This is a genomic window from Mesorhizobium sp. B2-8-9 (assembly GCF_006439475.1).
Lineage (GTDB): Bacteria > Pseudomonadota > Alphaproteobacteria > Rhizobiales > Rhizobiaceae > Mesorhizobium.
In genome coordinates, this window is sequence record NZ_VFTQ01000031.1 from 37,573 (window position 1) to 61,107 (window position 23,535).

Annotated in this window: 25 protein-coding genes; 8 read left to right on the plus strand and 17 right to left on the minus strand. The window is 63.7% G+C overall.

All coding sequences use genetic code 11. The features are described 5' to 3' along the window. Positions 1 to 78: 78 nt before the first annotated feature. Positions 79 to 834, minus strand: coding sequence for a hypothetical protein (locus tag FJ423_RS27615; RefSeq protein ID WP_140846096.1), 756 nt, complete (start codon positions 832 to 834; stop codon positions 79 to 81). A 175-nt stretch (positions 835 to 1,009) separates the two neighbouring features. Then, complete coding sequence (locus FJ423_RS27620) at positions 1,010 to 1,669, minus strand: FkbM family methyltransferase (protein ID WP_140846097.1); 660 nt, start codon at positions 1,667 to 1,669, stop codon at positions 1,010 to 1,012. A gap of 194 nt (positions 1,670 to 1,863) precedes the next feature. On the opposite strand from FJ423_RS27620, the gene FJ423_RS34670 reads away from it, so the two are divergent. Both FJ423_RS34670 and FJ423_RS27630 read left to right on the plus strand, forming a co-directional pair. Continuing rightward, positions 1,864 to 2,454, plus strand: a complete 591-nt coding sequence (locus FJ423_RS34670; RefSeq protein ID WP_140846098.1) for a CatB-related O-acetyltransferase — start codon at positions 1,864 to 1,866, stop codon at positions 2,452 to 2,454. Positions 2,455 to 2,463: 9 nt separating this feature from the next. Continuing rightward, positions 2,464 to 3,429 (plus strand): glycosyltransferase, encoded by a 966-nt coding sequence (locus FJ423_RS27630; protein WP_140846099.1) that lies wholly within the window; start codon positions 2,464 to 2,466, stop codon positions 3,427 to 3,429. A gap of 105 nt (positions 3,430 to 3,534) precedes the next feature. Here FJ423_RS27630 and FJ423_RS27635 read toward each other — a convergent pair whose 3' ends face one another. The 3 genes from FJ423_RS27635 to FJ423_RS27645 form a co-directional block, all read right to left on the minus strand. Continuing rightward, positions 3,535 to 3,777 (minus strand): DUF982 domain-containing protein, encoded by a 243-nt coding sequence (locus FJ423_RS27635; RefSeq protein ID WP_095767102.1) that lies wholly within the window; start codon positions 3,775 to 3,777, stop codon positions 3,535 to 3,537. Between the two features lie 227 nt (positions 3,778 to 4,004). Then, complete coding sequence (locus FJ423_RS27640) at positions 4,005 to 4,250, minus strand: DUF982 domain-containing protein (protein WP_140846100.1); 246 nt, start codon at positions 4,248 to 4,250, stop codon at positions 4,005 to 4,007. 107 nt (positions 4,251 to 4,357) lie between these two features. Then, positions 4,358 to 4,552, minus strand: a complete 195-nt coding sequence (locus FJ423_RS27645; protein ID WP_140541087.1) for a hypothetical protein — start codon at positions 4,550 to 4,552, stop codon at positions 4,358 to 4,360. A 431-nt stretch (positions 4,553 to 4,983) separates the two neighbouring features. Here FJ423_RS27645 and FJ423_RS27650 point away from each other — a divergent pair, with 431 nt between their 5' ends. Next, positions 4,984 to 5,343 carry a metalloregulator ArsR/SmtB family transcription factor gene (locus tag FJ423_RS27650; protein WP_095767198.1) on the plus strand — a complete coding sequence of 120 codons (360 nt, stop codon included), beginning with the start codon at positions 4,984 to 4,986 and terminating at the stop codon, positions 5,341 to 5,343. Between the two features lie 411 nt (positions 5,344 to 5,754). Here FJ423_RS27650 and FJ423_RS27655 read toward each other — a convergent pair whose 3' ends face one another. From FJ423_RS27655 to FJ423_RS27675, 5 genes are all read right to left on the minus strand, one after another. Further along, on the minus strand, positions 5,755 to 6,561 hold the full coding sequence (locus FJ423_RS27655; RefSeq protein ID WP_140846101.1) for an ABC transporter permease: 807 nt from the start codon (positions 6,559 to 6,561) through the stop codon (positions 5,755 to 5,757). Between the two features lie 5 nt (positions 6,562 to 6,566). Continuing rightward, the gene (locus FJ423_RS27660) at positions 6,567 to 7,400 is read right to left on the minus strand and encodes an ABC transporter permease (RefSeq protein WP_095767106.1); all 834 of its coding nucleotides are present in this window, start codon (positions 7,398 to 7,400) and stop codon (positions 6,567 to 6,569) included. Positions 7,401 to 7,421: 21 nt separating this feature from the next. Beyond that, entirely contained in the window at positions 7,422 to 8,537 is a 1,116-nt protein-coding gene (locus FJ423_RS27665) for an ABC transporter substrate-binding protein (protein ID WP_140846102.1), read from the minus strand. A gap of 71 nt (positions 8,538 to 8,608) precedes the next feature. Further along, entirely contained in the window at positions 8,609 to 9,703 is a 1,095-nt protein-coding gene (locus FJ423_RS27670) for an ABC transporter ATP-binding protein (protein ID WP_140846103.1), read from the minus strand. A 129-nt stretch (positions 9,704 to 9,832) separates the two neighbouring features. Then, a complete protein-coding gene (locus FJ423_RS27675; protein WP_095767109.1) occupies positions 9,833 to 10,729 on the minus strand; it encodes a LysR substrate-binding domain-containing protein in 897 nt (298 codons plus the stop codon). 82 nt (positions 10,730 to 10,811) lie between these two features. On the opposite strand from FJ423_RS27675, the gene FJ423_RS27680 reads away from it, so the two are divergent. The 3 genes from FJ423_RS27680 to FJ423_RS27690 all read left to right on the plus strand — a co-directional run bounded on the left by FJ423_RS27680 (position 10,812) and on the right by FJ423_RS27690 (position 14,258). Continuing rightward, positions 10,812 to 12,404 (plus strand): amidohydrolase, encoded by a 1,593-nt coding sequence (locus tag FJ423_RS27680; protein WP_181174922.1) that lies wholly within the window; start codon positions 10,812 to 10,814, stop codon positions 12,402 to 12,404. 29 nt (positions 12,405 to 12,433) lie between these two features. Then, positions 12,434 to 13,366: a dimethylarginine dimethylaminohydrolase family protein gene (locus FJ423_RS27685; RefSeq protein ID WP_140846105.1), complete on the plus strand. Its 933-nt coding sequence runs from the start codon at positions 12,434 to 12,436 to the stop codon at positions 13,364 to 13,366. A 169-nt stretch (positions 13,367 to 13,535) separates the two neighbouring features. Then, complete coding sequence (locus FJ423_RS27690) at positions 13,536 to 14,258, plus strand: 3-keto-5-aminohexanoate cleavage protein (protein ID WP_140846106.1); 723 nt, start codon at positions 13,536 to 13,538, stop codon at positions 14,256 to 14,258. A gap of 138 nt (positions 14,259 to 14,396) precedes the next feature. Here the strand turns inward: FJ423_RS27690 and FJ423_RS27695 are convergent, their stop codons facing one another. Together FJ423_RS27695 and FJ423_RS27700 are read right to left on the minus strand one after the other, a co-directional pair. Next, complete coding sequence (locus tag FJ423_RS27695) at positions 14,397 to 15,455, minus strand: Gfo/Idh/MocA family oxidoreductase (RefSeq protein ID WP_140846107.1); 1,059 nt, start codon at positions 15,453 to 15,455, stop codon at positions 14,397 to 14,399. 99 nt (positions 15,456 to 15,554) lie between these two features. Then, the gene (locus FJ423_RS27700) at positions 15,555 to 16,340 is read right to left on the minus strand and encodes a ThuA domain-containing protein (protein WP_140846108.1); all 786 of its coding nucleotides are present in this window, start codon (positions 16,338 to 16,340) and stop codon (positions 15,555 to 15,557) included. An 87-nt stretch (positions 16,341 to 16,427) separates the two neighbouring features. Between FJ423_RS27700 and FJ423_RS34850 the strand changes: the two genes are divergently transcribed. Beyond that, positions 16,428 to 16,817, plus strand: a complete 390-nt coding sequence (locus tag FJ423_RS34850) for a hypothetical protein (RefSeq protein WP_348642933.1) — start codon at positions 16,428 to 16,430, stop codon at positions 16,815 to 16,817. Here the strand turns inward: FJ423_RS34850 and FJ423_RS34855 are convergent. Next, positions 16,811 to 16,936, minus strand: a complete 126-nt coding sequence (locus FJ423_RS34855) for a hypothetical protein (protein ID WP_348642934.1) — start codon at positions 16,934 to 16,936, stop codon at positions 16,811 to 16,813. The genes FJ423_RS34850 and FJ423_RS34855 overlap by 7 nt on opposite strands. A 25-nt stretch (positions 16,937 to 16,961) precedes the next feature. On the opposite strand from FJ423_RS34855, the gene FJ423_RS34860 reads away from it, so the two are divergent. Then, positions 16,962 to 17,300 (plus strand): hypothetical protein, encoded by a 339-nt coding sequence (locus FJ423_RS34860; protein ID WP_348642935.1) that lies wholly within the window; start codon positions 16,962 to 16,964, stop codon positions 17,298 to 17,300. A gap of 2 nt (positions 17,301 to 17,302) precedes the next feature. Here the strand turns inward: FJ423_RS34860 and FJ423_RS27710 are convergent, their stop codons facing one another. From FJ423_RS27710 to FJ423_RS27725, 4 genes are all read right to left on the minus strand, one after another. Continuing rightward, positions 17,303 to 18,544: a glycosyltransferase gene (locus FJ423_RS27710; protein WP_140846109.1), complete on the minus strand. Its 1,242-nt coding sequence runs from the start codon at positions 18,542 to 18,544 to the stop codon at positions 17,303 to 17,305. A gap of 243 nt (positions 18,545 to 18,787) precedes the next feature. After that, a complete protein-coding gene (locus FJ423_RS27715; protein ID WP_246680329.1) occupies positions 18,788 to 20,290 on the minus strand; it encodes a tlde1 domain-containing protein in 1,503 nt (500 codons plus the stop codon). A gap of 568 nt (positions 20,291 to 20,858) precedes the next feature. Continuing rightward, positions 20,859 to 21,323, minus strand: coding sequence for a DUF2231 domain-containing protein (locus FJ423_RS27720; protein WP_140846111.1), 465 nt, complete (start codon positions 21,321 to 21,323; stop codon positions 20,859 to 20,861). A gap of 233 nt (positions 21,324 to 21,556) precedes the next feature. Further along, positions 21,557 to 23,413, minus strand: coding sequence for a DUF4396 domain-containing protein (locus tag FJ423_RS27725; RefSeq protein ID WP_140846112.1), 1,857 nt, complete (start codon positions 23,411 to 23,413; stop codon positions 21,557 to 21,559). Positions 23,414 to 23,535 lie beyond the last annotated feature (122 nt).

A 23,535-nucleotide genomic window follows, 5' to 3' on the forward strand; every position in this document is an offset into this window, starting at 1 on the left:
CTGGCCGGCGGGACCGCCGAGATAAGTGTTCCACACATAGTCCCGAAGCATTTCCCGGTGCTCCATCGTTCGATGGTGTTATCCTGGCCTTTCCGGGTATGACACGCCGGCGAGGTGAAAGAAGGCGCCGTCGATAAACTCATGCCGCCCGACCGCGCCCGCCATCGTCATCGGCCGCTGTTCCAGCGTTGCGACGGCGACATCCGCCTCGGCGAGTTTCGAATAGAGAACCGCCCAGTTTGCGCCGCCGGTGTCGAGGCCGAGATTCAAGCGCGGCTCGAAGTTCAGCTTGCGATGGGCCACGGCGGAGAACCGATAAAAGCAGTAGCCTGCCCATAAATTCCAGTGCTGATCGCCCGGCTTGGCCTTGTAAACGTGATTTTCGGTGCCGTACGCCCTGCGGCCATATACGGCTTTGCCGTCCAGCTTGGACGGAATGTCGAACGGCGTTACCGGGAAGCAGTCATGATCGATGAAGCCGAAGAGCTCCGGCTTGAGGTGGCGCACGATGTTGTGGAAGGCCCATGTGATTGCAGTTCCGTGCGATCTCGACAGGTGCTTTTCGACCCGCATCGGCAGGGCAAGATAGGGCACGCCGCGCATCTTGCAGACATTGGCAATGACCTCCCTTGCCGCAATCTTCGTCGAATTGTCGACGACGACCAAGGTCATTCCTGGCGGTTGCATTTCCCACGCCTTCGTTAACGCGTCGATCACCCACGGCACGTTGAAGGCGACCGTGACGCACACGCGCGAGACCCCGGCCTCCTGCAATTCCTTCGCAAGAAGACGCCCGGATGCGCGCCCGCGATGCTCGAAGACCTTGTAGACCACCTGGTTCCTGAGCGCCCTTAACCGGATAACCGTCCGGCTTCGGCTCAGTCTGTCAACGAGCGGTTTGAATGCCAAAGCTGTCTCGCAATAGCTGTGTCCCGATGTTTTCTTTGCCCGGCGTCGCTGGGAAATCAAGCAGCTTGGAGCGTGGCCAGCAGGCGTTTGGGGCTTTGCTTCAGCCCCAATCCAGATCGATATTAGCGATATTCTCTCGCGAAATGCGTTCGCGAAGCGCTCGGATCCTGACGTCCAGATCGGGGGACAACCTCTCGTGGGTCTCGACCAAGATGCGGCCTATCGAACGATAGATTCCTTCGTCCAGCATGGCCTCGATGCATTCCACCTCGGCACCCTCGATGTCCATTTTCATAATAGCAATGGGGTCGCGAATTGCTTTCAGGAATTCCACCAAATCGACGACTTCGACTTCAAAAGCGCTTCCCTTCGCATGTGCGGGCACCTCGAATAGGGATGACCACTCTGTCATTCGGATGTTTTGAGTGTCCGGTCTCTGATGGAGAGTAGCCTTTCGCGCTGACCCGCCAACTGCTTTGGGAATGATCGTCACCCGTTTGTCGTCGCCGAACCGGCGCGTCAGCATTTTGAGCGCGGTTGGGTCGGGCTCGAAAGCTATTACCTTCATGCCATAGCTGAGGGCGTGCCGCGTGACGTCGCCGACATTGGCGCCAAGATCGATAAACAAGCCGTTTGGGGAGGTGGCTTTCATCAATTGATGAAAGTTGAATTCGGCTTGTCGCTTCGGGCGCGGCGGACGATGCCACCTGCGGTACAGATGCCAGCGCAGTATGAATTCGAGATAACTTTCCTGTAACACAGTCCACCCGCCTTTTGACCGAAGCGGGTATAATCTTGGCTGGATCGAGTATCAACCATGCCTTCACGACGTGACGGGAAGGTACAGTCGTTCGATTCGTTACCTGGTGCAAAGGAGCGACCCGTCACTGACCTCGCGCTTGCTACTTCGGCTTATGTACGGCTATGTCGCTGATGGGCTAGGGGAGGTTTGCGATGTCGACATTTTCCAAATGGCTGAGGGAAGTCCGTTCCAAACTGCCGGAGCATGTGACCGTTGGCCGTCACACTTACGGTGTGAAACGGCAGAAGATCATGTTTTCCTCGCAGGACGCTCCGCTGAAAATAGGAGCCTTCTGCTCTGTTGCCGGGCGGGTGCTTTTCATGTGCTCCGGCCAGCACCCGACCGAGAGCGCAACCTCGTTTCCAATCTACAGCCGATTGCTGAAGCAGCCCGAGCCGATCCCCAATGGCGGCAAGCCGTCCGGCATCGCCATCGGCAACGACGTCTGGATCGGCAATGGCGCGATGATCCTGCCGGGGGTGGAGATCGGCGATGGTGCAGTCGTCGGCGCCGGGGCCGTCGTCACCAAAAATGTGCCCCCCTATGCGATCGTCGGCGGGTCTCCTGCTCGGCTGATAAGATACCGCTTTCCCGAAGAGATCATCTCGAAGCTGCAGGCGATCCAATGGTGGCATTGGGACGATGACAAGGTCAAACGTGAGGCGGCCATGCTCACTGGCTCCATCGAAGCTTTCGTCGCGAAGCATTTTGTGGCAGGCACCGCCCTCAATCGGTCGGGGTAGACGGCAGCGATGACGAACTCCTGTTTTTTTATAGCGGCTGACGCCACTTATTTTCCTTATGCCTGCCTGGCGGCGCGCCGAATTTTGGATGTTTCAAAAAAACCGACGGACGGTTTCATTCTTCATCTTGGCGCCAGCGACGCCGACAAGAGCGTCGCCGATCGTCTGTTGAAGGATCGCATTCGGCTGGTTGACGTAACGGATTTCATGGCTGCATCCGGCTACCGCTTTCGCCCAGGCAGCGTTGCGACGTTCATCCGGCTCTTTGTCGACCAGTTTGCGGAGTTTGCGCCTTACGACCGCATAGCGCATGTCGATTGCGACGTGCTTTTCAACCGGGACATTGCCGACCTTGTGGGGCAGCCTATTCAGGCCGCATTGCTCGCAGCGCATGACGATTACATGTACTTCCGGCCAGCCTACCGGCAAAAAATGTCCATGCAGCCGGGCGCGCCCTACTTCAATGCCGGCATCATCGTCTTCAATATGCCGCCTGTGCGCGAACAGGGACTCATGCAGAAGGCTCGGAAACTCGCCGTCGAAGGCCAGATGAACGATCAAAATGCCCTGAACGTGGTCTTCGAGGGCAAGTGGCAGACGATGCACCCCAACTGGAATTTGCAATCGCTCGGAACGAGAGATTTTCGTTTCTCGCAAGCCTGGGCCAGGCATTTCGCGGGCGGTAAGCCGTGGGGCAATCAGGTCGGCGTCGAACTCGAAGCTCTCAGGATATGGCGCGACCTGGCAAAGGACACGCCTTGGGGCAAGCCGTTCGAGCAGCGCATACCCTTCGAGCGCGGCGTGATGAAGCGCTTCTTCCGGCGCTTCGATGCTGTTGCCGGTCTTTTCGGCAAGGACGTGCAGCGCCGCCGGGCCAGATATGACGGCACGAAGATGCATCGGCTCTACGCCCGGCAGGCGGATGAAGGAGCAATGGCGGTCCAGTTTCCCGAAGTGCTTGGCGATTTCGCCTGATCAGGCGTCGCTTCGCCCTCATTGAAAACAAAGCCCGCCGCGGCAATGGGAAACCGCGACGGGCTTAGCGCCGCCCCTGGTGGGACGCCATTGGAGAATCGAGGGCTATGCCAGCAGGCCGGCGACCTTGGCCGCCTTGCGCAGTGTCTTGCGGGCTTCCACCGGGCTGCGCAGGCCGTCGAGCGCATCGCGGCAGACACGGCTTGCCGAGCGCCAGGCGCCGCCGCGCGCCGGCCCCGGCCAGCGCTGGTCGAGGCATTCCATCGCCTCGAAACAGCTTGATACCTTGCGCTGGCCGTTTGGCTGGAAATCGATCACGACTGGTTCGGAAAACCAGACATCGTTCATCACTTCCTCCGTTCTTGTGATTGTCTTTAGAGCAAGCAATCGGCGCCGGATGGGCGCCCGATGCAGGTTCGCGAGGCGATGCGGAACCCGCGCGTTAACCAACCATCGCGCATTAGGTTCCGAAGAATCTTATGGTGGCGACAGGCCGCGTTCGGACCGGCTCATGGGCATCGGTTGGCGCGCGATCCGGGCCGCTAAATCGCGCGACCAAGGGCCTTTAAAACGCTCTATTCCACCAGCACATGCGCCTCGCGCGCGGCGACGATAAAGGCATCCCTGGCGTTGTCCGCCGCGATGTCGCCGCGGATCGCCCGGCGGCAAGCGCGCAATGCCGCGCCATGCAACGCGCTGCCGGCATCGCGCCATTGGCCGGTCAGCAGTTCGACGGCTTGCTCCGCGTTGGATATATGCCGGATAGAGCCGGAAACGCCGACGGCGACTTCGACCGGCCTGGAAAACCATCCCTGGATCATCGCGAAAGCTCTCCCGAAATATGTCGGAACACGAAATTTTGCCGCGTGGTTCCGATCCGGAACGTCAACTTACCGTGAAGCCGTCTCACGAAGGCGGCGCACGCCGTTCATCTGCCAAGCGGCCGCCGCGAAAGCTCCATCAATTCCGCCTCGTCGGTGATGCCCGCCATGTAATTGGCGATGATGCGCGAAGCGCGCGCTTCCTTCTGTTCGGCGGTCTCGCCCTCGATATTGCCGTTCGCGTAGACACGGCCAAGCATGGCCGTCTCGTCAGGGGTGAATGTGTTGCGCACCGCGGTCATGGCTTCCTCCTAATAGCCCGGCCCCTCTCTGCCCTGGCTAACATATTAGCATGCTTCAAGATCGGGAGTGAGTCGCCGGTACATAGCCGCAGGCCTCTTTGGTCAGGCGCCTCGCCCGGCCTGCTTCCGCGGCTGCGGCTGACCGCTGTTTTGTCGGGTCTCGTTATATTCTTGCCGAATGAGCGTTGCGCTGATACGCATTAGCAGCACGGAATTTTTCCGAGTCTGCATTGACTTGCGTCGAGAAAAGCGCCGTGCGTTCTGTCCGAGACCAGCAACCCCGACGTGGTGGCAACCGGGTTACGAAGGGGTTCTGGTCGAAAAGAAGCAGGGCAGGTCCCGTCCAAATCGGGGCTGGCCCGTCAACGCTCTGGAACTCCGAAGCCATTGCCCCCATGGCCTTCGGAAGAGCATGAACCATGGGGAAATCGATGGTCACCAAGAAACTTACCGCCAACGCAGAAAGCGCGGCAGCCTTTCTTGCGGTGATGGGCAACGAGAAGCGTCTGCTCATCATGAACTACCTCGCTGAGGGCGAACTCTCGGTCGGCGTGCTCGCCGACAAGGTCGAACTCAGCCAGTCGGCGCTGTCGCAACACCTGGCCAAACTGCGCAGGTTTGGCCTTGTCGAAACCCGCCGCGATCGTCAGATGGTCTATTATTCCTGCAAATCTTCGGCAGCGCGCGAGCTTCTGACACTGCTCGATGGCCTGCTGACGACGGACAAGCCGCTTGCCGGACCGGCAAGGCAGGCCTTGGTCGAAAGGATGCGGCGGCCGCAAGCCGCCTGAACAGATTGGCACGCACGGACGAGGCCGGGGGGCCTTCGTCCGGCGCGCACTTCCATGGCGCGTGCAAGCGGCCGCATCGTGACCCGCCCACATTCCTTGAACCGCTGCTGCCATACCGCTCGCCGGGCGGTTCATCACGTTTGTTTGAGAGGCGACGCTTGGACGTCCGATTTTCCCTGCAAGCCGCTGACAGCAAATGATTTTGTGTATGAGCGGGGTCTGGCTCAGCCGAAGATTACAGATTTGTAAGTCGCCTGATCGGGCGCTGTTGGCTAAATTTCGAGTCGATCCACACCCCCGGATCATGACGGCGCCAAGCTTCCACTTCGGCTCCGTAAGAGGCTCGCCGCTCCGGCGGGCCTCTTTCGTTTCGGGCCGACGATGTGCCTTGCCGCCCGCCGACGCCGCGCTCTAGCGTGCGCCGCGCTGCCTTGTGATGACGCTGCGCAGGGCGAGCACCAGCACGGTGATAATGATCAGGATCACCGAGAGCGCGGCGATCGCCGGGTCGATGTTGTCGCGCAGGCCCATCCACATCAGGCGTGGCAGGGTGATGGCGTTGACCGAGGTGATGAACAGCGTCACGCCGATCTCCTCCCAGGAGAGCACGAAGGAGAGCAGCGCCGCGGTGACGATGCCGAACTTGACGTTGGGCATGATGACGCGCGTCGCGCGCTCCCACACGCTGGCGCCGAGCCCGCGCGCGGCAAGGTCGATGCGCCGGTCGATCTGGCTGAGCGACACGAGGATGAGCACCGTGGCGAAAGGCACGGTCATCACCGAATGCGCCATGGCGACGCCCAGCCAGGTATCATACCCGAAGAAGGAGGTGATGCCGGAAACCGAGGTGAGCAGGAAATAGAGCGTCACCGCCGAGACCACCGGCGGCACCACCATCGGCAACAGCACGAAGCCGACAAGGGCGGCGGTGAAGCGCGGCTGAAACATCCACACGCCGAGGCTGAAGGTGAGGGCAAGCGCGGTGGAAAGGATGCTGCTGACGATGCCGATCCTGAGCGAAAGCAGGATCGAGTCCAACCAGCGCGGATCCTCGATCAGCGAGCGGTAGTGGCGCAGCGACAGTTCACCCGTCGGCATGGTCAGCATCCGGCTCGGCGTCAGCGACACCGGGATGACGGCAAGCAGCGGCATCAGCAGGAACAGCGCCACCACCACGGCGAGGAGCAGCGAGACGGGGCCGGGACGGTAGGTCGGCATCTTGGCTACACCAATTGCTTCGGTTTGACGTAGCGGAACAGCAGCGCCATCAGCGCGCCGACGAACACCACCAGCACGACGCTGATCGCCGCGCCCAGCCCCCAGTCCGGGCTCTGGAAGATGCGCAGATAAATGAGCTCTGCGATCATCACGCTGCGGCCGCCGCCGAGGATTGCCGGCGTGACGAAGAAGCCCAGCGAGAAGACGAAGGTGATCAGCGCCGAGCCGATGATGCCGGAGCGCGTCATCGGCACGAACACCGTCCAGAAGGTGCGCATGCGGCTGGAGCCAAGGCCGCGCGCCGCAAGCAGCACACGCTCGTCCAGGCTGCGCATGGCGGATGCCAGCGGGAACACCGCGAAAGGGATGAGAAAATGCGACATGCCGACGATGACGCCGAACTCGTTGCGCACCAAAGTCAGCGGCTCCGAGATGAAGCCGACCGATTGCAGCCAGGTGTTGATCAGGCCGCGGTTGGAGAGCAGCGCGACCCAGCCGAAGGCGCGCGTCAGCACCGAGATCCAGAAAGGCACCAGGATGCAGAACTCGGCCAGCACACGCTGCACCGGACTGCCGCGCACCCAGACCACGGTGATGGCATAGGCGGCGGTGACCGAGACCACGGTGACGATCGCCGCGATGCGCAGCGTGCGGATGAACACCGACTGCACCAGGTCGTCGGTGAGCAAAGCGTGGTACTGGCCGAGGCCTGGCGTTGGGAGGGTAAAACTCCACTTCACCACGCCGAGGAAGGGCCAGGCATAGGCAAGGATCAAAAACAGGAGCAGCGGCGCCATCAACAGCGCCGCGCCCATCCTGTCGGAGAGGGGGCCTCTCATCGGTCAGAAATCTCGGCCTGATCAGGCCGAGATGATCTTGGTGTATTCGTCGAGCGCGGCGCCGTAATTCTTGGCGTACCACTCCATGTCGAGCGGGATCTGCTTCTTCATGTTGTCCGGATCGACCGGGTTGATGCGCTTCTTGTCGGCCGGGATCAGCGCATCGGCCGCCGGATTGGCCGGGCCCTGTCCGAGCTTGTCGAACATCACCAGCTCCTTCTGCGGATCCTGGGTGCTGGCGATGAACTTCATCGCCGCGTCCTTGCCGCCGGGATTGTTCTTCAGCACCGCCAGCGCGCCGGGCGAGATCAGGCCCTGGTCCCAGATGAACTTGATCTGGCCGCCGGAGTCCTGCTCGATCAACGAGGCGCGGGTCGACCATACGATCGCCATCGAGGCTTCGCCGTTGAGCAATACGCTCTGGCTTTCGGCGCCGCCGCCCCAATAGGAGACGACGTTTTCCTTGAAGGCGGCGATCTTGTCATGCGCGCGCTTCAGGTCCAGCGGATAGAGCGAGGCGGGTGCCACACCGTCTGCCAGCAGCGCCGCTTCCCAGCTCGACACGCCCCATTTGTAGAGCGAGCGCTTGCCGGGGAATTTCTTCACGTCGAAGAAGTCGGCCATGCCGGTCGGCGCGTTGGAGCCGAATTTCTGCGAGTCAAAGGCGATCACATAGGAGAAGAAGTAGGTCGAGGCGGCATATTCCCAGCCGAAGCCCGGCCGCATCTTGCTCTTGTCGACGACCTTGTAGTCGATCGGCTCGAGCATGCCCTGGCCGCCGAGCGTGATGGCCGAGAACGGATCGACGTCGACCAGGTCCCAGGTCGGCGCGCCGCTCTTGTACTGCGCGGCGATAGCACCTTCGGTCGGACCGGAGCCGTCCATCTTGACCGGGATGCCTGTTTCCTTGGTGAAGGCCTGGCCGTAAGCGGCATCGTAAGCCGTTATGGCGTCGCCGCCCCAGTTCACCAGCACCAGCCCTTTGGTCTCGGCTTGAGCGCCGGTCGAGCGCAAAAGCATCGGCGTGCCGGCGAGCACGAGGCCCGCAAGCTGCGCGAACTGCCGGCGCGAGATCTCGCCGCGCTTGGTCCGCTCGGCGAGGGATTCGATCGTCTGTTTCTTGGTTTCGTTCGTCATGTCAGTTCCCCTTGTTGTCGTTGATTTTGAACCGGAAGCCGGGCGGCGAATTAAGGCCGCGGCGGCGCTCTCTATTGTCCTCCGTCCGGAAGGAGGAAACCCTTTTCCGCCGGCCAGGTCAGCCAGACGGAATTGCCTTTGCTCAGCGCCGCGGCCGCGACCTCGTTCGGCACCGATACGGTGACCTTGGCGCCCTGGCGCGTGGTGAGGTCGAGCTTGGTTGCGGCACCGAGATAAGTCGAGGCGACAGCAGTCGCCGCGATGCCGTTTTGGTTGGCGAACGCTTCCGGCGCGATCGACATGTCTTCGGGGCGGATGGCGAGGATGGCGTCGCCTTTGATCGCCTCGGCCTTGCAGCGCATGTTGACCGCGCGGTCTTCGCAGAGCCCGGTCGCGCCATTGTCGGCGGGGCGCACGCCTTTCACCGGCAGCATGTTGATCTCGCCCAGGAACTCGGCGACGAAGCGGTTGGTCGGCCGGTTATAGACCTCGTCAGGCCTGCCGACCTGCAACAGCTTGCCGTGGTTGAAGATGGCGACGCGCGACGACAGCGCCAGCGCCTCGCTCTGGTCGTGCGTAACGAAGACGAAGGTGGTGCCGGTCTCCTGGTGCAGCCGCTTCATCTCGGCCTGCATCTGGCCGCGCAGGCTCTTGTCAAGCGCCGAGAACGGCTCGTCGAGCAACAGCACGCCCGGCTCGAACACCAGCGCGCGGGCCAGCGCCACACGCTGCTGCTGGCCGCCGGAAAGCTGCGCCGGCAGCTTCTTCTGATGGCCTTTCAGTCCGACGCGTTCGATCATCTCGCCGACACGGCTTTTGATCTCTGCGGCGGATTTCTTGCGCACCTTGAGCGGGAAGGCGATGTTCTGCTCCACGCTCATATGCGGAAACAAAGCGTAGCCTTGGAACACCATGCCGGCGGCGCGCTGCTCGGCCGGCCGGTTGGTGATGTCGACACCGTCGCTGAAAAGCTTGCCTTCGCTCGGCTGCACGAAGCCGGCGAGGATCATCAGGAAGGTGGTCTTGCCGGAGCCGGATGGTCCGAGCAGCGTGAGGAATTCGCCGCGGCCTATATCGAGCGACAGATTGTTGAGCGCCCGGAACGAGCCGAAGCTCTTGCCGATCCCGTTCGCCTTGATCTCTGCGGCCCGGCCGGGTTGCTGCATCCTGCCTCTATCCTCACCGTTGAGCCAAATCGTAGGCACGGCTGCGGCTCACCGCAACCGAATAGTTTTCGCCTGATCGGCAAATTTGATTCACGGGTGCCGAGGAACGGCGACCCGGAAGCGCCGATCTCAATACTTAGCCAGGCTGCTCTCCGACAGCTTAGCCCTCAGCCAGTCGCCGAAGGCATTGAGCACCGGGTGCCCCGCCTTGGCGTGCTCGAAGACCAGAAAATAGGAGCGCGGCGAGGGGACGGTCGCCTCGAACGGCTTGACCAGCCGGCCTTCGCTCAGCGCCTGGCGGCCGGTCAGCTCGTCGCCCAGCGCAATCCCCTGGCCGGCGATCGCCGCCGAGAAGACGAGATTCATGTCGGAAAAGAAGATGCCGCCCTCGGTATCGGGATTTTCCACCTTGGACAGCGCCAGCCAGCGCGCCCAGTCCTCGGTGTCGGAAAGATGCAGGAGGTTGGCGCGCAGCACGTCGGCGGGTTTGGAAAAACCGCCGACCTTGTTGAGCAGTCTCGGGCTGCAAAGCGGCGTGAAGGAGACCTCGCACAGCAGTTCCACCGCCCGGTTCGGCCAGTTGCCGACGCCGAAGGCGATGAAGGCGTCGGCATCCGGATTGCTGACATCGTCGAGCCGCCGCGGCGTGAGCACCGAGAGCGTCACGTCCGGGTACATCTGCTGGAACTCGCCGATATGCGTGCACAAAAACATTGAGGCGAAGCCCGGCGGGCAGGAGATAGCGAAGGAGCCGCCGACGCCGGCGCCGCTGTTCTGAGTCCTCGCATCGCCAAGCACGGTCAGCGCCTTTCGGACGTCGGCCGCGTAGCGCTGGCCGCGCGGCGTCAGCGCCACGCCCTTGCCGATGCGCTGCAGGAGATCGAAGCCGAGGTCGCGCTCGAGCAGCCGCAACTGATGCGAGACGGCGCTGCGGGTGAGGTGGAGTTCGTCGGCGGCGCGCCAGACGCTGCCGTGACGGGCGAAGCTGTCGAGGGCGCGCAGCGCCTGCGTGGATGGTATTCGCAAGAGGCCTCAGGTGAACCGAATTTGCACGAACCGGGAAAACATATCACTTTTTGATGCGCGGCTTCACTGCTTTCTTTTAGGCATGGAGGAACCGGTGACGACCTCGGCGCAAGAAACCGCGCTTGCCTGCATCGACAGCATCCAGCCGCTGCTGTCGGCCTGGACGCGCACCATCTTCGATTTCGGCGAGACCGCCTGGCGCGAGTACCAGTCGGCGGCCTGGTACGTGGATCGGCTGAAGCGCGAAGGCTTTTCGGTCGAGGAGGGCTCGGGCGGCATGCCCACGGCCTTCTGCGCCCATTGGACGAATGGCGACGGCCCCGTGATCGGCATGTATGGCGAATACGACGCCGTGCCCGGCAATTGCCAGGACGCAGCGACGGTGAAACGCGCGCGGCCGGGCCTTGGGCAGGAGGCGGGTGGCCATACCGATCCGCATTCGGGCCTCGGCATCGGCAGCCTCGGCGGGCTTTTGGCCACCAAGGCGGCGATGCTGGAGCACGGCATCAAAGGCACGCTGCGCTTCACCGGCGAGCCGGCCGAGAAGGTGCGGGGCTCCAAGCCTATCCATGCTGCCAAGGGCTATTATGACGGCCTTGCCGGCATGATCTCCTTCCATCCCTTCTACATGCTGCCGCTCTGCAACACCGCGCGCTGGGACACGCATTGCGGCGCCGCCTATGCGATGATCTACCGCTTCATCTGCGACGAACCGGAGAACTGGGTTCGCGCCAGCGACGCAGCACCCATCCCGCAGGCGCATTCGGCGGTCAGGGCGCCCGGCGCCAACGACGCGCTGATGATGATGTACATGGCCTCCAAGGCGCTGCGCGATTCCATGCTGACGCATCAAGGCGGCTGGTCGATCAGCGAGGCGATCCTGACGGCAGGGCAAGCGACCGCCGACAACCTTCCGGCCGGCCTTGCCGAGATCCAGTACATGATCCGCGTGCCGACCATTGCCATGGCCGAGCAGGTGACTGCCGTTCTCGACCGTAACGCGGAAGCCGCGGCGAAGATGAGCGGCTGCCGCTACGAGCGCCATTGGGTGTCGAAGTCGCGACCGGGGCTGGCCAACCACGCCATGGCCGACATCACATATCAGGCGCTTTCCACAGTCGGCGCGCCGCGCTGGAGCGAGGAGGCGAGGGCGATCGCCCGCGAGGTCCAGGTCAATGCCGGCGGCGAGGCGACGGAGAACCCGTTCATCGACGAATTGGAGCGGCTGATTTCGCCGCAGGACGCCGAGGCAATCCTGCGCCGCGACCTGCCGCCCTCGCAGGTGAACTCCACCTCGGACGATTACACCGACATGAGCTGGCATGCGCCGACGTCGCGCTTCTATGTCGCCCGTCCGGCACTGCGCGCCGCCACGGGCCACACCTATCCGGCCTGGGTGATGAACGCACTGGGCGGCATTCCGGCGACCATCGACCCGATGGTCACCTGCGCCGCGAAGACGGTCGCGCTGACGGCGCTGCGGCTGCTGGAAGACAAGGCCGCGCGTGACGCCGCGATGGACGAATTCGTCAAGCGAACCGGCGGCGGCGTCGGCGGCTCGAACTGGATCGCGCCGCTCTGCGACTACGAACCGCCGATCAACTTCCGCTGGCCTGAATATGTCACCACGCCGCGCGGGCGCGACTGGTGGATCCCGGCCGCCTCCACCGCATGATACGAAGTAACCATCCCGAGGAGAGCACCATGACCGTCCATGACCGCATCGTCGCCGAGCCGTTCTCGCTGCAGCGCCGCAACCCCAATGGCGGCACCAAGCCGTTGACCGCCTGGGGCTTCGCCAACGAAACTGATGTGCTGACCGACGTGCTGCTCGGCTCGCCGAACTTTCTGCGCCACCTGTCGACCAGCTCGCTGTCGCGCAAGCATCTGCGCGAGGCGCCTTGCAACATCCAGATCGCGCAGGCGCAGCACAAGGACCTTGTCGCGACCTACGAGCATTTCGGCGTCAACATCCACTGGCACGAGCCGACGCCGGAGCTGCCGATGCAGGTCTATTCGCGCGATTCCAGCGTCATGACTCCCTATGGCGCCTTCATCACCGCCATGGCCAATTGGTGGCGGCGCGGCGAGAATTATGCCGCCATCCGTACCTATGAAAAGCTCGGCATTCCGATCTACGACATGGTGACCGCCGGCACTTTCGAGGGCGGCGATTTCAACGTCATCGAGGAGGGCGTGGTGCTGATCGGCTGCGGCGGTGCCCGCACGCAGGAAGAAGGCGCGCGTCAGGTGCAGGCCTGGTTCGATAAGGAAGGCTGGGAGACGCGGCTCGCCTTCATCGACGAATATTACGTCCATATCGACCTGATGGTGGTGCCGATCGCCGAGAAGCTCACCGCCGTCTGCCTCGCCTGCACCGAGCCAGGCATTGTCGACTGGCTGAAGGGCAAGGGCCACGAGATCATCGACGTGCCCTTCCAGGACACGATGGCGCTCGGCTGCAACTTCATGTCGCTCGGCAAGGACAGGGTGATCGCGCCGACTTCCAGCCAGAGCCTCATTGGCCAGCTGAAGGCGCGCGGGTTTGAAGTCGCGGCCGTCGACATGAGCGAGATCTCCAAGACCGGCGGCGGCATCCACTGCATGGCGCAGGCGCTGAAGCGCGTGCCGGCATAACCGATTTCGAACCTCGGCAGTTGCCGGCGATAAAAGCTTATCCCCTGGCCGTCGGGCCAGGGGTATTTCTCTTTGCAGGCTCGGCCTGTCAGGAGACTTCGCCATATCCGTTCCGATCATTCTGGCCCTGCGCTAGGCTCCGGCCAGCCGAAACAGGATTGCCGCAAAGATGATCGTTCAGGCCTGCATCAACGGCGCCCGAGCCGCCGACTTCCACCCCGCATTGCCGCTCGATCCCGAGGCGATGGCGCGCGACGCCGCAGCCTCAATCGCGGCGGGCGCGGCCGAGCTGCACGTGCACACGCGCGGCGCCGACGGTCGGGAGAGCCTGGCGCCGGAGGCGATGGACAGCACGGTCGCAGCACTTCGCCGCGCCTGTCCAGGCACGCTGATCGGCGTCTCCACCGGCGCCTGGATCGAGAAGGACGATTTGCGCACGCTGGTTGCCATTTCCGGCTGGCGCGAGCTGCCCGATTATGCCTCGGTCAATCTCAGCGAGACGGCGGCGCCCGTCGTCATGGAAAGCCTGCGCCAGCGCGGCATCGCCATCGAAGCCGGGCTCGCTTCCATTGCCGACGCCGAGCGTCTCGTCGGTCTCGACCATGGCGGGCGGGTGCTGCGCGTGCTGGTCGAGATTTCCGAGCAGGCGCTGGATGAAGCCTTTGCCGTGGCAGATGGCATCGAGACTGTGCTGGAACGCGCCGGCATCCACCGCTCGATTCTGCTGCACGGCGAGAACGCCACGGTATGGCCGTTCGTGGAAAGGGCGGCCGCGCGGAAGGTGTCGACGCGGGTCGGGCTGGAGGACGGCAAGGAATTGCCGGATGGAAGCGTGGCGGACGGCAACGCCGCGCTGGTGGCTGCGGCGGTGGCGATTTACCGCGCTCGGTGATCTTGTTCCTCGCCTCCACGAAGTGGGGAGAGGTGGCTCGGCGAAGCCGAGACGGAGAGGGGGAGCGCCCTACGAAGACCCCCTCTCCGTCCGCTTCGCGGACACCTCTCCCCGCCTTTGGCGAGGGCGAGGAAAGCGCTATTGCGTATCCGCGATGGCCCTCAACTCGGCGCGCTTCTCATCCGACACAACGGCAAGATCCAGCACCTTCTGCAGGCCCGCCGCGTGGCGGAAGGTCGGCTCGGTCTGCGCGCCGCTCTTCACCGCCTCGACAAAGCGCTGGTAGTTGGTCGGGACGGTGCCGGCGTCGAGCTCTTCCCATTTGGCGTTCTCGACATTGTCGCCGACGCAGGCCTTGAGCATCGAGCCGTCGAGATTGTGCACCACCTCGATGCCGCCCTTGTCGCCATGGATGCGCAGGCGCAACTCGTTGATGTGGCCAGTGGCCCAGCGGCTGGCATGCACCACGCCGAAGGCGCCGTTGGCGAAGTCGAGCGTCATGGCGAAACTGTCGTTGGCGTCGAGGTCGTACTCGCCGATGCGGTTGCCCGGCGCCTTGTCGAAGGCGCGCAGCCTGCAGAAGACATGGTCAATATCGAGCGCCGCGCCATAGCTGGCGAAATCGAGGATGTGGATGCCGACATCGCCGAGCACGCCGTTCGAGCCGTGGCCGCGCGACAGCCGCCACAGCCATTTCGGATCGGTGCGCCAGTCGCCCCAGAATTTCGACACCAGCCAGCTCTGTAGGTAGGACGCCTCGACATGGCGCACCGTGCCGATCTCGCCGGCCTGCACCATCCGGCGCGCCTTCTGCAATGCGGCGACGTTGCGATAGGTGAGATTGACCATGTTGACGATGCCGGCGGCTTCCGCGGCATCGGCCATTTCGTTGGCCTTGCGGAAATTTTCCGCCAGCGGCTTTTCGCACAGCACCGGCTTGCCGGCGGCGACCAGCGCCATGGTGGTCGGATGATGGATGCGGTCGGGCGTGACATTGGCGACCGCGTCGAAATCGCCCCAGTCGAGCGCCGCCTCCAGCGAGGTGAAGCGCTTCGGGATCTTGTAGGCGTCGGCATATTCGCCGACGCGGGCCGCATCGACATCGACGGCGCCGACGATCTCGACGCCCTCGATCGCGCCGAAGCGGCGGGCATGTTCCTGCGCCATCCAGCCGGTACCGAGTATCAAAAGCCGCATTTTTGTCCCTTTGAGCGATTTGGTTCGATTCAATAACGGGGGAGAATGTGACCCGGGCGCTGTTTTGGCGCAATCCCAAACGAAGCGGAGAGGCGCTTTTTAGCGGAAGCCGGCCTCGCCATGCGCATGCAGCCTGGGCCCGCGCTCCTCGATCGGCTCCAGCGCCTTTTCCACCGGCACGTTCGGCGCGTCCAGGATGGCGGGCTTCGCCCCTTGCGGGTTGTGCGCCCACTTCACCGCATTGCGCAGCACCTTCTGCACGGTGGCGTCGTGATAGGTCGGATAGGTTTCGTGTCCGGGGCGGAAGTAGAAGACATTGCCGGCGCCGCGCCGGTAGGTGAGGCCCGAGCGGAACACCTCGCCGCCCTGGAACCAGGAGATGAAGACGGTTTCCAGCGGCTCCGGCACAGCGAACTGCTCGCCATACATCTCCTCGTTCTCGAGCTCGAAGAACTCGCCGATGCCTTCGGCGATGGGATGGCTTGGGCTCGTCACCCAGAGCCGCTCGCGCTCGCCGGCCTCGCGCCATTTCAAAGTGCAGGGCGTACCCATCAGCCGTTTGAAGATTTTCGAGAAATGGCCGGAATGGAGGATAATCAGCCCCATGCCTTGGAAGACGCGCTTCGCAACGCGTTCGACCACTTCGTCGGCCACCGCGCCATGGTCCTTGTGGCCCCACCAGACCAGCACGTCGGTTTCCGCGAGGCGGGATTCCGGCAGGCCGTGCTCCGGCTGCTCCAGCGTCGCGGTCGAGGCTGATATGCCTGCGTCGGTGTTCAACGCCGTGGCAATGGTCGCGTGCATGCCTTCCGGATAGATCGAGGCCACCACCTCATTGGTCCGCTCATGGATGTTCTCGCCCCAGACGACAGCGCGAATTGTCATGGATTGCCTCGTGAGTGATTGGGAGCCGCCCCGCGCCATAGATAGCGCCTTCGCCCGGCATTGGAAGCGGTTTTCGCAATGCGGTGAATGCCGGTGGAGTCATCAACCTGTGGTCTGCGCCACCACGCTCCTTGGTTCGCGCTGGATGATGAGTTCGCAAGGCCGATTGGCAAGCTTCCCTTCCCGTGCGCAATATTGGCCATGGGCGAAATGCTTGTAGGCGCAGCGATCTTTGCTTGTCTGGCCGGGGCCTCGCTGGTCAGCCTGATGGTGCACGAGCGTTTCCCTGCTCACCACCTTCAGGACGACACCAGCGCGGTGGTGCGGCTCGCCGCGAACCTGTTCGTGGTGATGTCGTCGCTTATGCTCGGCCTGATGATCAATTCAGCCAAGAACACATTCGAGGCCATCAACGGCAACGTCCACACCTTCGCCACCGATCTCATCCTGCTTGATCGAACGCTTCGACATTACTGACCGGAAGCGGACAGCGCCCGGCAATCGCTGACCGCATACGTCCAGCGCGTCGTCGACACCTCTGCCGCCGACAGCGACACGACCGTCGTCCCGAACAGGCTGGCGGAACTGCTGCTCAATCAGGTCGGCGACATCCTGGCGGGATTGACGCCGGCGGATGCCAGGCAGACCGCCGCACAACAGGCCGCGACACAGCAACTGCAGAAGCTGATCGAGCAGCGCTGGATACTGGCCGAACAGTCCGAGGGCGCCATACCCGCGCCACTGATCGTTCTGCTCGTCGCCTGGCTGACGCTGATCTTCGCCAGCTTCGGCTTCCGGGCGCCGCGCAACGGCACCATCGTCTTCACCTGCCTCGTTTCCGGGGCGCTGGTCGCCGCGGCGATCTATCTGATCGTCGACATGGACAGCCCGTTCTCAGGCCCGATCCAGGTCTCGCCGGCGCCCCTGCAACGGGCGCTGGCTGAACTGACGACGCAATGAGTTTACCGGCCGGGGTGGCCGAGCAATTCGACCAGCAGTCTCGCCGCTGCCTTGGCGCCGTCGGTGCGGATCATGCCGGCGATAGTGCTCGCGCGGGCGCCGGCCGCCAGCGCCGTCTCCAGCGCCGCCGACAGCGACTGCGTCGTCGGCACCGGACCGTCATGCGCGGCGCTGATGCCGAGCTCGGCCGCCCGTCTTGCCCAATAGGGCTGGTCTCCGATCTGCGGCACGATCACCTGCGGCGCTCCCGCCCGTGCGGCGGCGACGGTCGTGCCGGCGCCGCCGTGATGGATGACGGCGGCGACGCGGCCGAACAGCGCCTGCTGGTTGACCTCGCCGACGGCAAAGCAGTCGTCGTGATCGTCGACGGGGCCCAACTCTGCCCAGCCATGCGCGAGCACCGTACGGAGGCCCTTGGCGCGGATCGCCTCGATGGCGGCGGAGCCGGCTTCGCTCGCGACCGATATGGAACCGAAGCCGACATAGACCGGCCCCCGGCCGGCATCGAGGAAGGCTTTGAGCCCGTCGGGCAGGGGCCGCTCGTCCGGCAGGATGAAGGCGCCGGTCTGCACGACGTCGATCAGGTCCGAGCCCGGCCATGGTCCCAGCGTCGGGTCGCAGGCGAGCAGGACGGGATTGCCGTAGACATAGTCCCGGACATTTTCCACCGGGGGCAGTCCGAGCGATGCGCGATGGCCGTTGATCGCCTCGCCGAAGAGGGCGTTCTTGGTCCGGATGTCCAGCTCCCACAGCAGCCGGTTGTCGGTCACGCCGGCCGGCAGCGGATGGCCCGGATATTCATGCGGCCGGTTGTGCGGCGAGGGCAGCCAGATGGGGCAGAACGTGCCGAGCATGTAACGCATGCCGCGTTGTTCCGCGACCAGCCGCGCGGCCGCGCAGGACGGGAAGAGGCCGAACGCCACCACGGCGTCGCAGCCTTCGGCGGCCGCGCTCAGCGCCTCATATTGCTTGGCAACGATCTCGGCCGCCTGGCCGGAAATGAGCCGGGCCCGGTCTTCGGGCGAGACCGATCGCGACCGGTTGACCATTTCCTTCGCCCATTCGCGCACCGGCGCGAAGGCCGGGGCCAGCGGCACGCCGGCGCGGGCCAGAAGGGCGGCAAACTCCTCGTCGCCCGGTGCGCTGACCCTGGCCTCGACGCCATGCGCCTGCAACGCTGCGCCCAACGCCGCCAAAGGCTCGACGTCGCCGCGCGAGCCGTAAGTCGATAACAAGATACGCATTCCATGCTCCGTGTCGTTTTTCGGAGCAGCGTTGATACGCCATGGCCGGGGGCTTGCCGCAAGCCCGGGCTGCGCCATATCTACCTTCTGGGAAGGGTCGTTGTTGCGTCCTCGGTTGAGGTCGCGATCGCAATTCGAAGCGGCGACGACATACCAGCATCCGCGCGCATCGGCGCGAAGCCCTTCGGATCGGCAAGTGGGGATCGGCCAGTGCCGGCGACAAGCTCGCCGGCCGGATAGGGTTTAACCCTGGCGGCCTTCCTGGGCGACCCGGGTGGGGGAGCTTGTGAGGCGCGGGACGACGACGAGACGCTTGATCTTGCCGTTTTTGTAGGCGGCAAGGAAGCGGTGATAGTCCTTGAAGACGACGCAGCCATTGGATTCCGCACGGCCGCCGCGCAGCATATAGGTGTGCGCAAGCAGGCCGTTGCGGCCGTATTTGTTGTTGCCGCTGGTCGGCGTGAGCCTGATTGCCTCGACCCCGTGAAAGCGCGACTCGCGCATCGACAGATTGTAGGTGTCGGGCGGCGTCGGGCCGACATTCTTGCGGTTGACGAAGCGCGGCTGGTCGACCATCGAGCCCAGCCCTGAATGCGCTTCCAGTTTCGAGCCGTCGGGCATGTAAACGGTCCTCGCCGAAATATCGTAGACGGCAACGCCATTGCCCGTCGTGGGTCCATTGAAAAGGTTGCGGAACGCGCTGCCGAGTCCGCCGCGCTCCGGCGTGTCCGGCTTGGCATAGGCGAGCATCTCGGACGCCTGCGCCTTGCGCTTGCCTGGCTTGGAGTCAGTCACGAGCGGTTTCGAGTCTGTCACGCCCGGCAGGGCCTGGTCGCCGTTCCTCGGCGAGACCGCCGTCGGTGCGCCTTGCGCGGTATCGGCAGCGGCCGGCCGCGGCTTGGCCTTGGCAACCTGCGGCTTCGCGGTTTCGGGCTTCTGCGTCCTGGCGGCGTTTTCTTCGGGCGCTTCGGTGGCGCGTTCGAGCGTGGCGCGCGGGCGAAGGCCGGGCACGGCAATGGTGTCGGGCAGATCATCCTGCGGCGGCAGTGAGGCGACCTGGTAGGCGCCATCCTTGCCGTTGTCCCGTTTGGCGGCGACATCGGGCGCGTCGCTGTTTTCGAGCGCGACGGCGGTCGGAGGGTCGGCCGTTTCCTCCGGCGCTATATTGGCGAGCGCCAGCGCCAAGTCGGAAGCGCCGGCGATTTCGGCCGGCCGCGAACCGAAGCGGGCTTCCGCCGGGGCGCCTGGCAGCGCGCCGCCAAAGCGGCTCGCCGAAGGCAGGCTGGCCAGCAGGAACGGCGCCTTCTCGGCGCGGGCAAAGGCATCGGCAAGCTTCTGCGGCGAAAGCGCGGCGCGCTTTACAACGCCGTCGAAGCGGTCGACGACCCCGGCGGCCGAAGCCACCACGACGTTTTCATGCGCGACGCTATCCGGCGCCGGCAACTTGAGGCGCGCCGTCTTGCCGGCGTGGCCTTCTTTCTTCAATTTTTCAGGAGCTTGGCCGTCATGCCTGAAGCTTGTCGCGAGGCTGAAGCAGCCGGAGTCGCAGCCGCCGGTAAGCGAGCCTGCCTTGTAGCCGCCATTGACTGCAAGGTGCGGCGCCCAGGCGTTGGCGATCTGTCGGCGCTGGTCGCCAAGCGCGATGTTGCGGGGCGAAAGCAGGCCTTGCGGCAATCCGTTGGAAGCGGCGGTCAGCGAGGTGCTCACCGAATGGAGCCCCGCCAAGGTGGCGGCGGACCACAGCATGAGGGCGGCGCCGACAGCAGGCACCACAACCCAACGATGACCAGACTTTTGCGAAGTTACCCCCCCATGAGGAGCGTCACCCCGGTTCTTCAAACGCAAAAACGCCATACGACCACTCTCAATCGGCATGCCGGTTTGCGGACCTGGCACCCGTCACGATCACAGTTCGCTGGTGCCCCCTGCACCTTCACGCGTCTGTTGCCGATTGATTCAAAAGATGGACAAAGTTGGTTAACCAATCCCTCCACCAATCGCCGATTTGGCGACGGTCCATACGAAAAAAGAGCCCTCCACGGTCTGCGCCACGGTAAAAATGCTCTTCCTCACCCGCTTTGCTGCCCGTTTTTCCGGCCTCTGTCAAGAAAACGTGAAGGCTGGAACCGCAGCACCTCCAGCCGGCTAGAGGCCGATTGGGGTCAAAATGCGACGGTCTGAAGAATTGCGGAACAAGCCAGTCGCAAAACCTTTGGACCAGGTTTTGGGGAGTGCCGGCGGCCGGCGCGGTCTCCTTATTGCGGGGATCGCCCTAAAAAGCCACCCGTTGACTGCAGCGACGAAGCCGGAAACGTCAGCGCCGTTCGTCAGGGCTGTCGGCGACGCCGACATGGTGGCGATAGACCATCTCCCAGCCCTTCCATCCGGTAAACAGAAGGATGAGAACCACCAGCAGGGACAGCGCGAGGCCGACCGGAATTACGGCTGCATCGCCATGGGCATAGCGCGAATACCAATTGTAGAGCTGTATGAGAACGACCAGCACATTACCGCCGGCGTGAAGCCATGCATCCTGAAGATTGCGGATCTGGTTATCGCCCAACACATCCGTCAGGCCGGCAACAGCGGCCAGGGCCGCCATGATCAGGCCGGCCCCGAGAAGCCAGAGAGAGCCACTTACCCAACCCGGGTTGCCGGTTCGCCAGAAGATCAAGTCGCAAAAGAAAGTTGCGACGAAAAACGCGATGGGAAAGGGGATCAGCATCGGATGGATCGGATGGCCGCCGATGCTTGCCGTGCTGCGCGGATAGTGGGTCATGGCGACACCTCCAAGCTAGCTGGGCCGACCGACCCTGACCAACGGAGCTGGCCAGCCGCGACAGAGAACATGAAACCCCGGCGGCGGTGGAATGTTCCATTGCGCGCCGGCCGCTCGCAGCGCCGCGCCGACGCCTTTGCGCCGATAAGCCGCGAACCTCGGCTGTTTGCCGGCAGAAGCTTTTCGGTGCTCGGTTCGGTGCCCAATGTAGCCGACCGACGGTCCGGTCTTCATCAGCGAACGTCGATGACGACCATCAGACCGCCGCCGCCCTTCTCCTCGGCATTGTTATTCGTGGTGTGATGCGGGATGTGGCAGTGAATCAGCCACCTGCCCGGACGCCTCGCTGTCCAGACGACATCATATCGCTGGCCCGGTCCGACATTGACCGTATCGGCAAGAAAACGTGCGGCGACGGGAATCGTCTCGCCGTCGCGGGCGACCACTTCGAACGGACCGCCATGGATGTGCATCGGGTGTATGAAGCCGTTGTTGCTGCCGATGAAGCGGACCTTTAGCGTCTCGCCGACCTTCATATGGATCGTATCTGTCGACGGATAGGCTTTGCCGTTGATGGTGAAGAAGTTCGGCATGCCGCCGTCCATCGGCATCGCAGGATAGGTCAGGCCTTCGCGGACCAGCCATTCCTGCAGCTCGATGACATAGTCGTGGTCGGCGGCGACCTCGTCGGCGGGACTGGCGGGATCGATGATCAGCGCGCCATAGAGGCCGAGTGCCTGGGTGCGATCGGGCTTGGCGTGCGGATGATAGAAGTATGTGCCGTGCTGGGTGGCGGTAAACTCGTAGGAATAGGTCTGCCCGGGCTCGATCGGCGCCTGGGTGATCTCGGCCGGCCCGTCCATCTGATTGGGCAGGATCAGGCCATGCCAGTGCACCGTTGTTTCCTTCGGCAAGGCGTTGGTGACGTTGATGCGCACCCGGTCGCCCTGACGGATATGGATGCGCGGGCCCGGAATCTGACCGTTATAGGCATAGGCGTCGACCGTCACGTCCGGCAGGATATGCCAGCGGATCACCGACGGCCTCAGCTCGAACACCTTCACGCCGTTTTCCATGCGGAACGGCAGGTCTTGGTCGCCCTTCGCAGCCAGACCGTAAGATGCGCTCACCAGCCGAGGATCGGCCGCCGCCATGTCGCGCATGGTATCGGCCGGCGTGTCACGATCCATGATCATGCCCTGGGGCATGATCACTCCGCCGACGTCGCGGGCCGAGAGCCTGAGGTTCAGCCAGTTCGCAGGCGCCGCCATGCCGATCGCCAGGGCCAGAGCGGAAACCGTACCGAGCGCCGCGATTTGCGGTGTGGTCGCGTCAGAGCGCATGTGATGGCCGGCGGCGCGCTGTTCGCCCGCCGGTTCGTGGCCCTGCCGGGCATGGCCGTGCCCGCTCGCTTCGGCCGGTTGCGGGCGCTCGGTCATCAGCCCGTGCTTGAGGCCGCGCGCGACCAGCCAGACATTGGCGGGATAGGCCAGCGTGAAGCCGGCGATGACGCCCAGCGACATCACGCCCCAGAACAGAAGTTCGGTGGGCTCCATGGCGCGCATGTCGCGGCCCATCATCAGGAAGCTCATGACCGGCGCCATGCCGGCCATCATGAAGTTCATGGAGATGAACTCGGGCAGGAAGCTCTTCTTCACATTCTCCCAATAGCTGCCGCCCATCATCGATTTCATGAACAGCGATTGGAAGATGAACAGGCCGAAGGCGAAGCCGGCGAGATATTCGACGATGAGGTCGAGCCACATCGGCAGGCCGAGCGTGGCGGTGACGACCGCGGCAAGGATGATCCCGGTGGCGTCGCCGGCGACACAGTGAATGGTCGAGCCGACGCCCTGCTTCCAAAGAGGCTTTGTGAAGGCCTCATGCTCGCCGGGGCGCGGTTCCTTGTCGGCCAGCACATAAAGCAGCAGGCCGAGCGGGCCCATATAGAGCGTCACCAGGATGAAGCCCCATTTCATCACCACCGGCTCGGGATTGTTGCGGTATTGGTCGAACCCGACATAGAGCGTCGAAGCGGCCGCGAGCACGAACCAGGCAACGAGGAAATAATCGATCGGTTGGATGAGCATGATGCGGCCTCTGCTCGATGAAACGGCTGGTTGCATCCCCGCGGATGAACGCGGCCGAGGCCACTACGATCCATCTTGCGGAATTTGCGGCTCCAGCCTTCGATCGAGCTTGACCTTCCAGC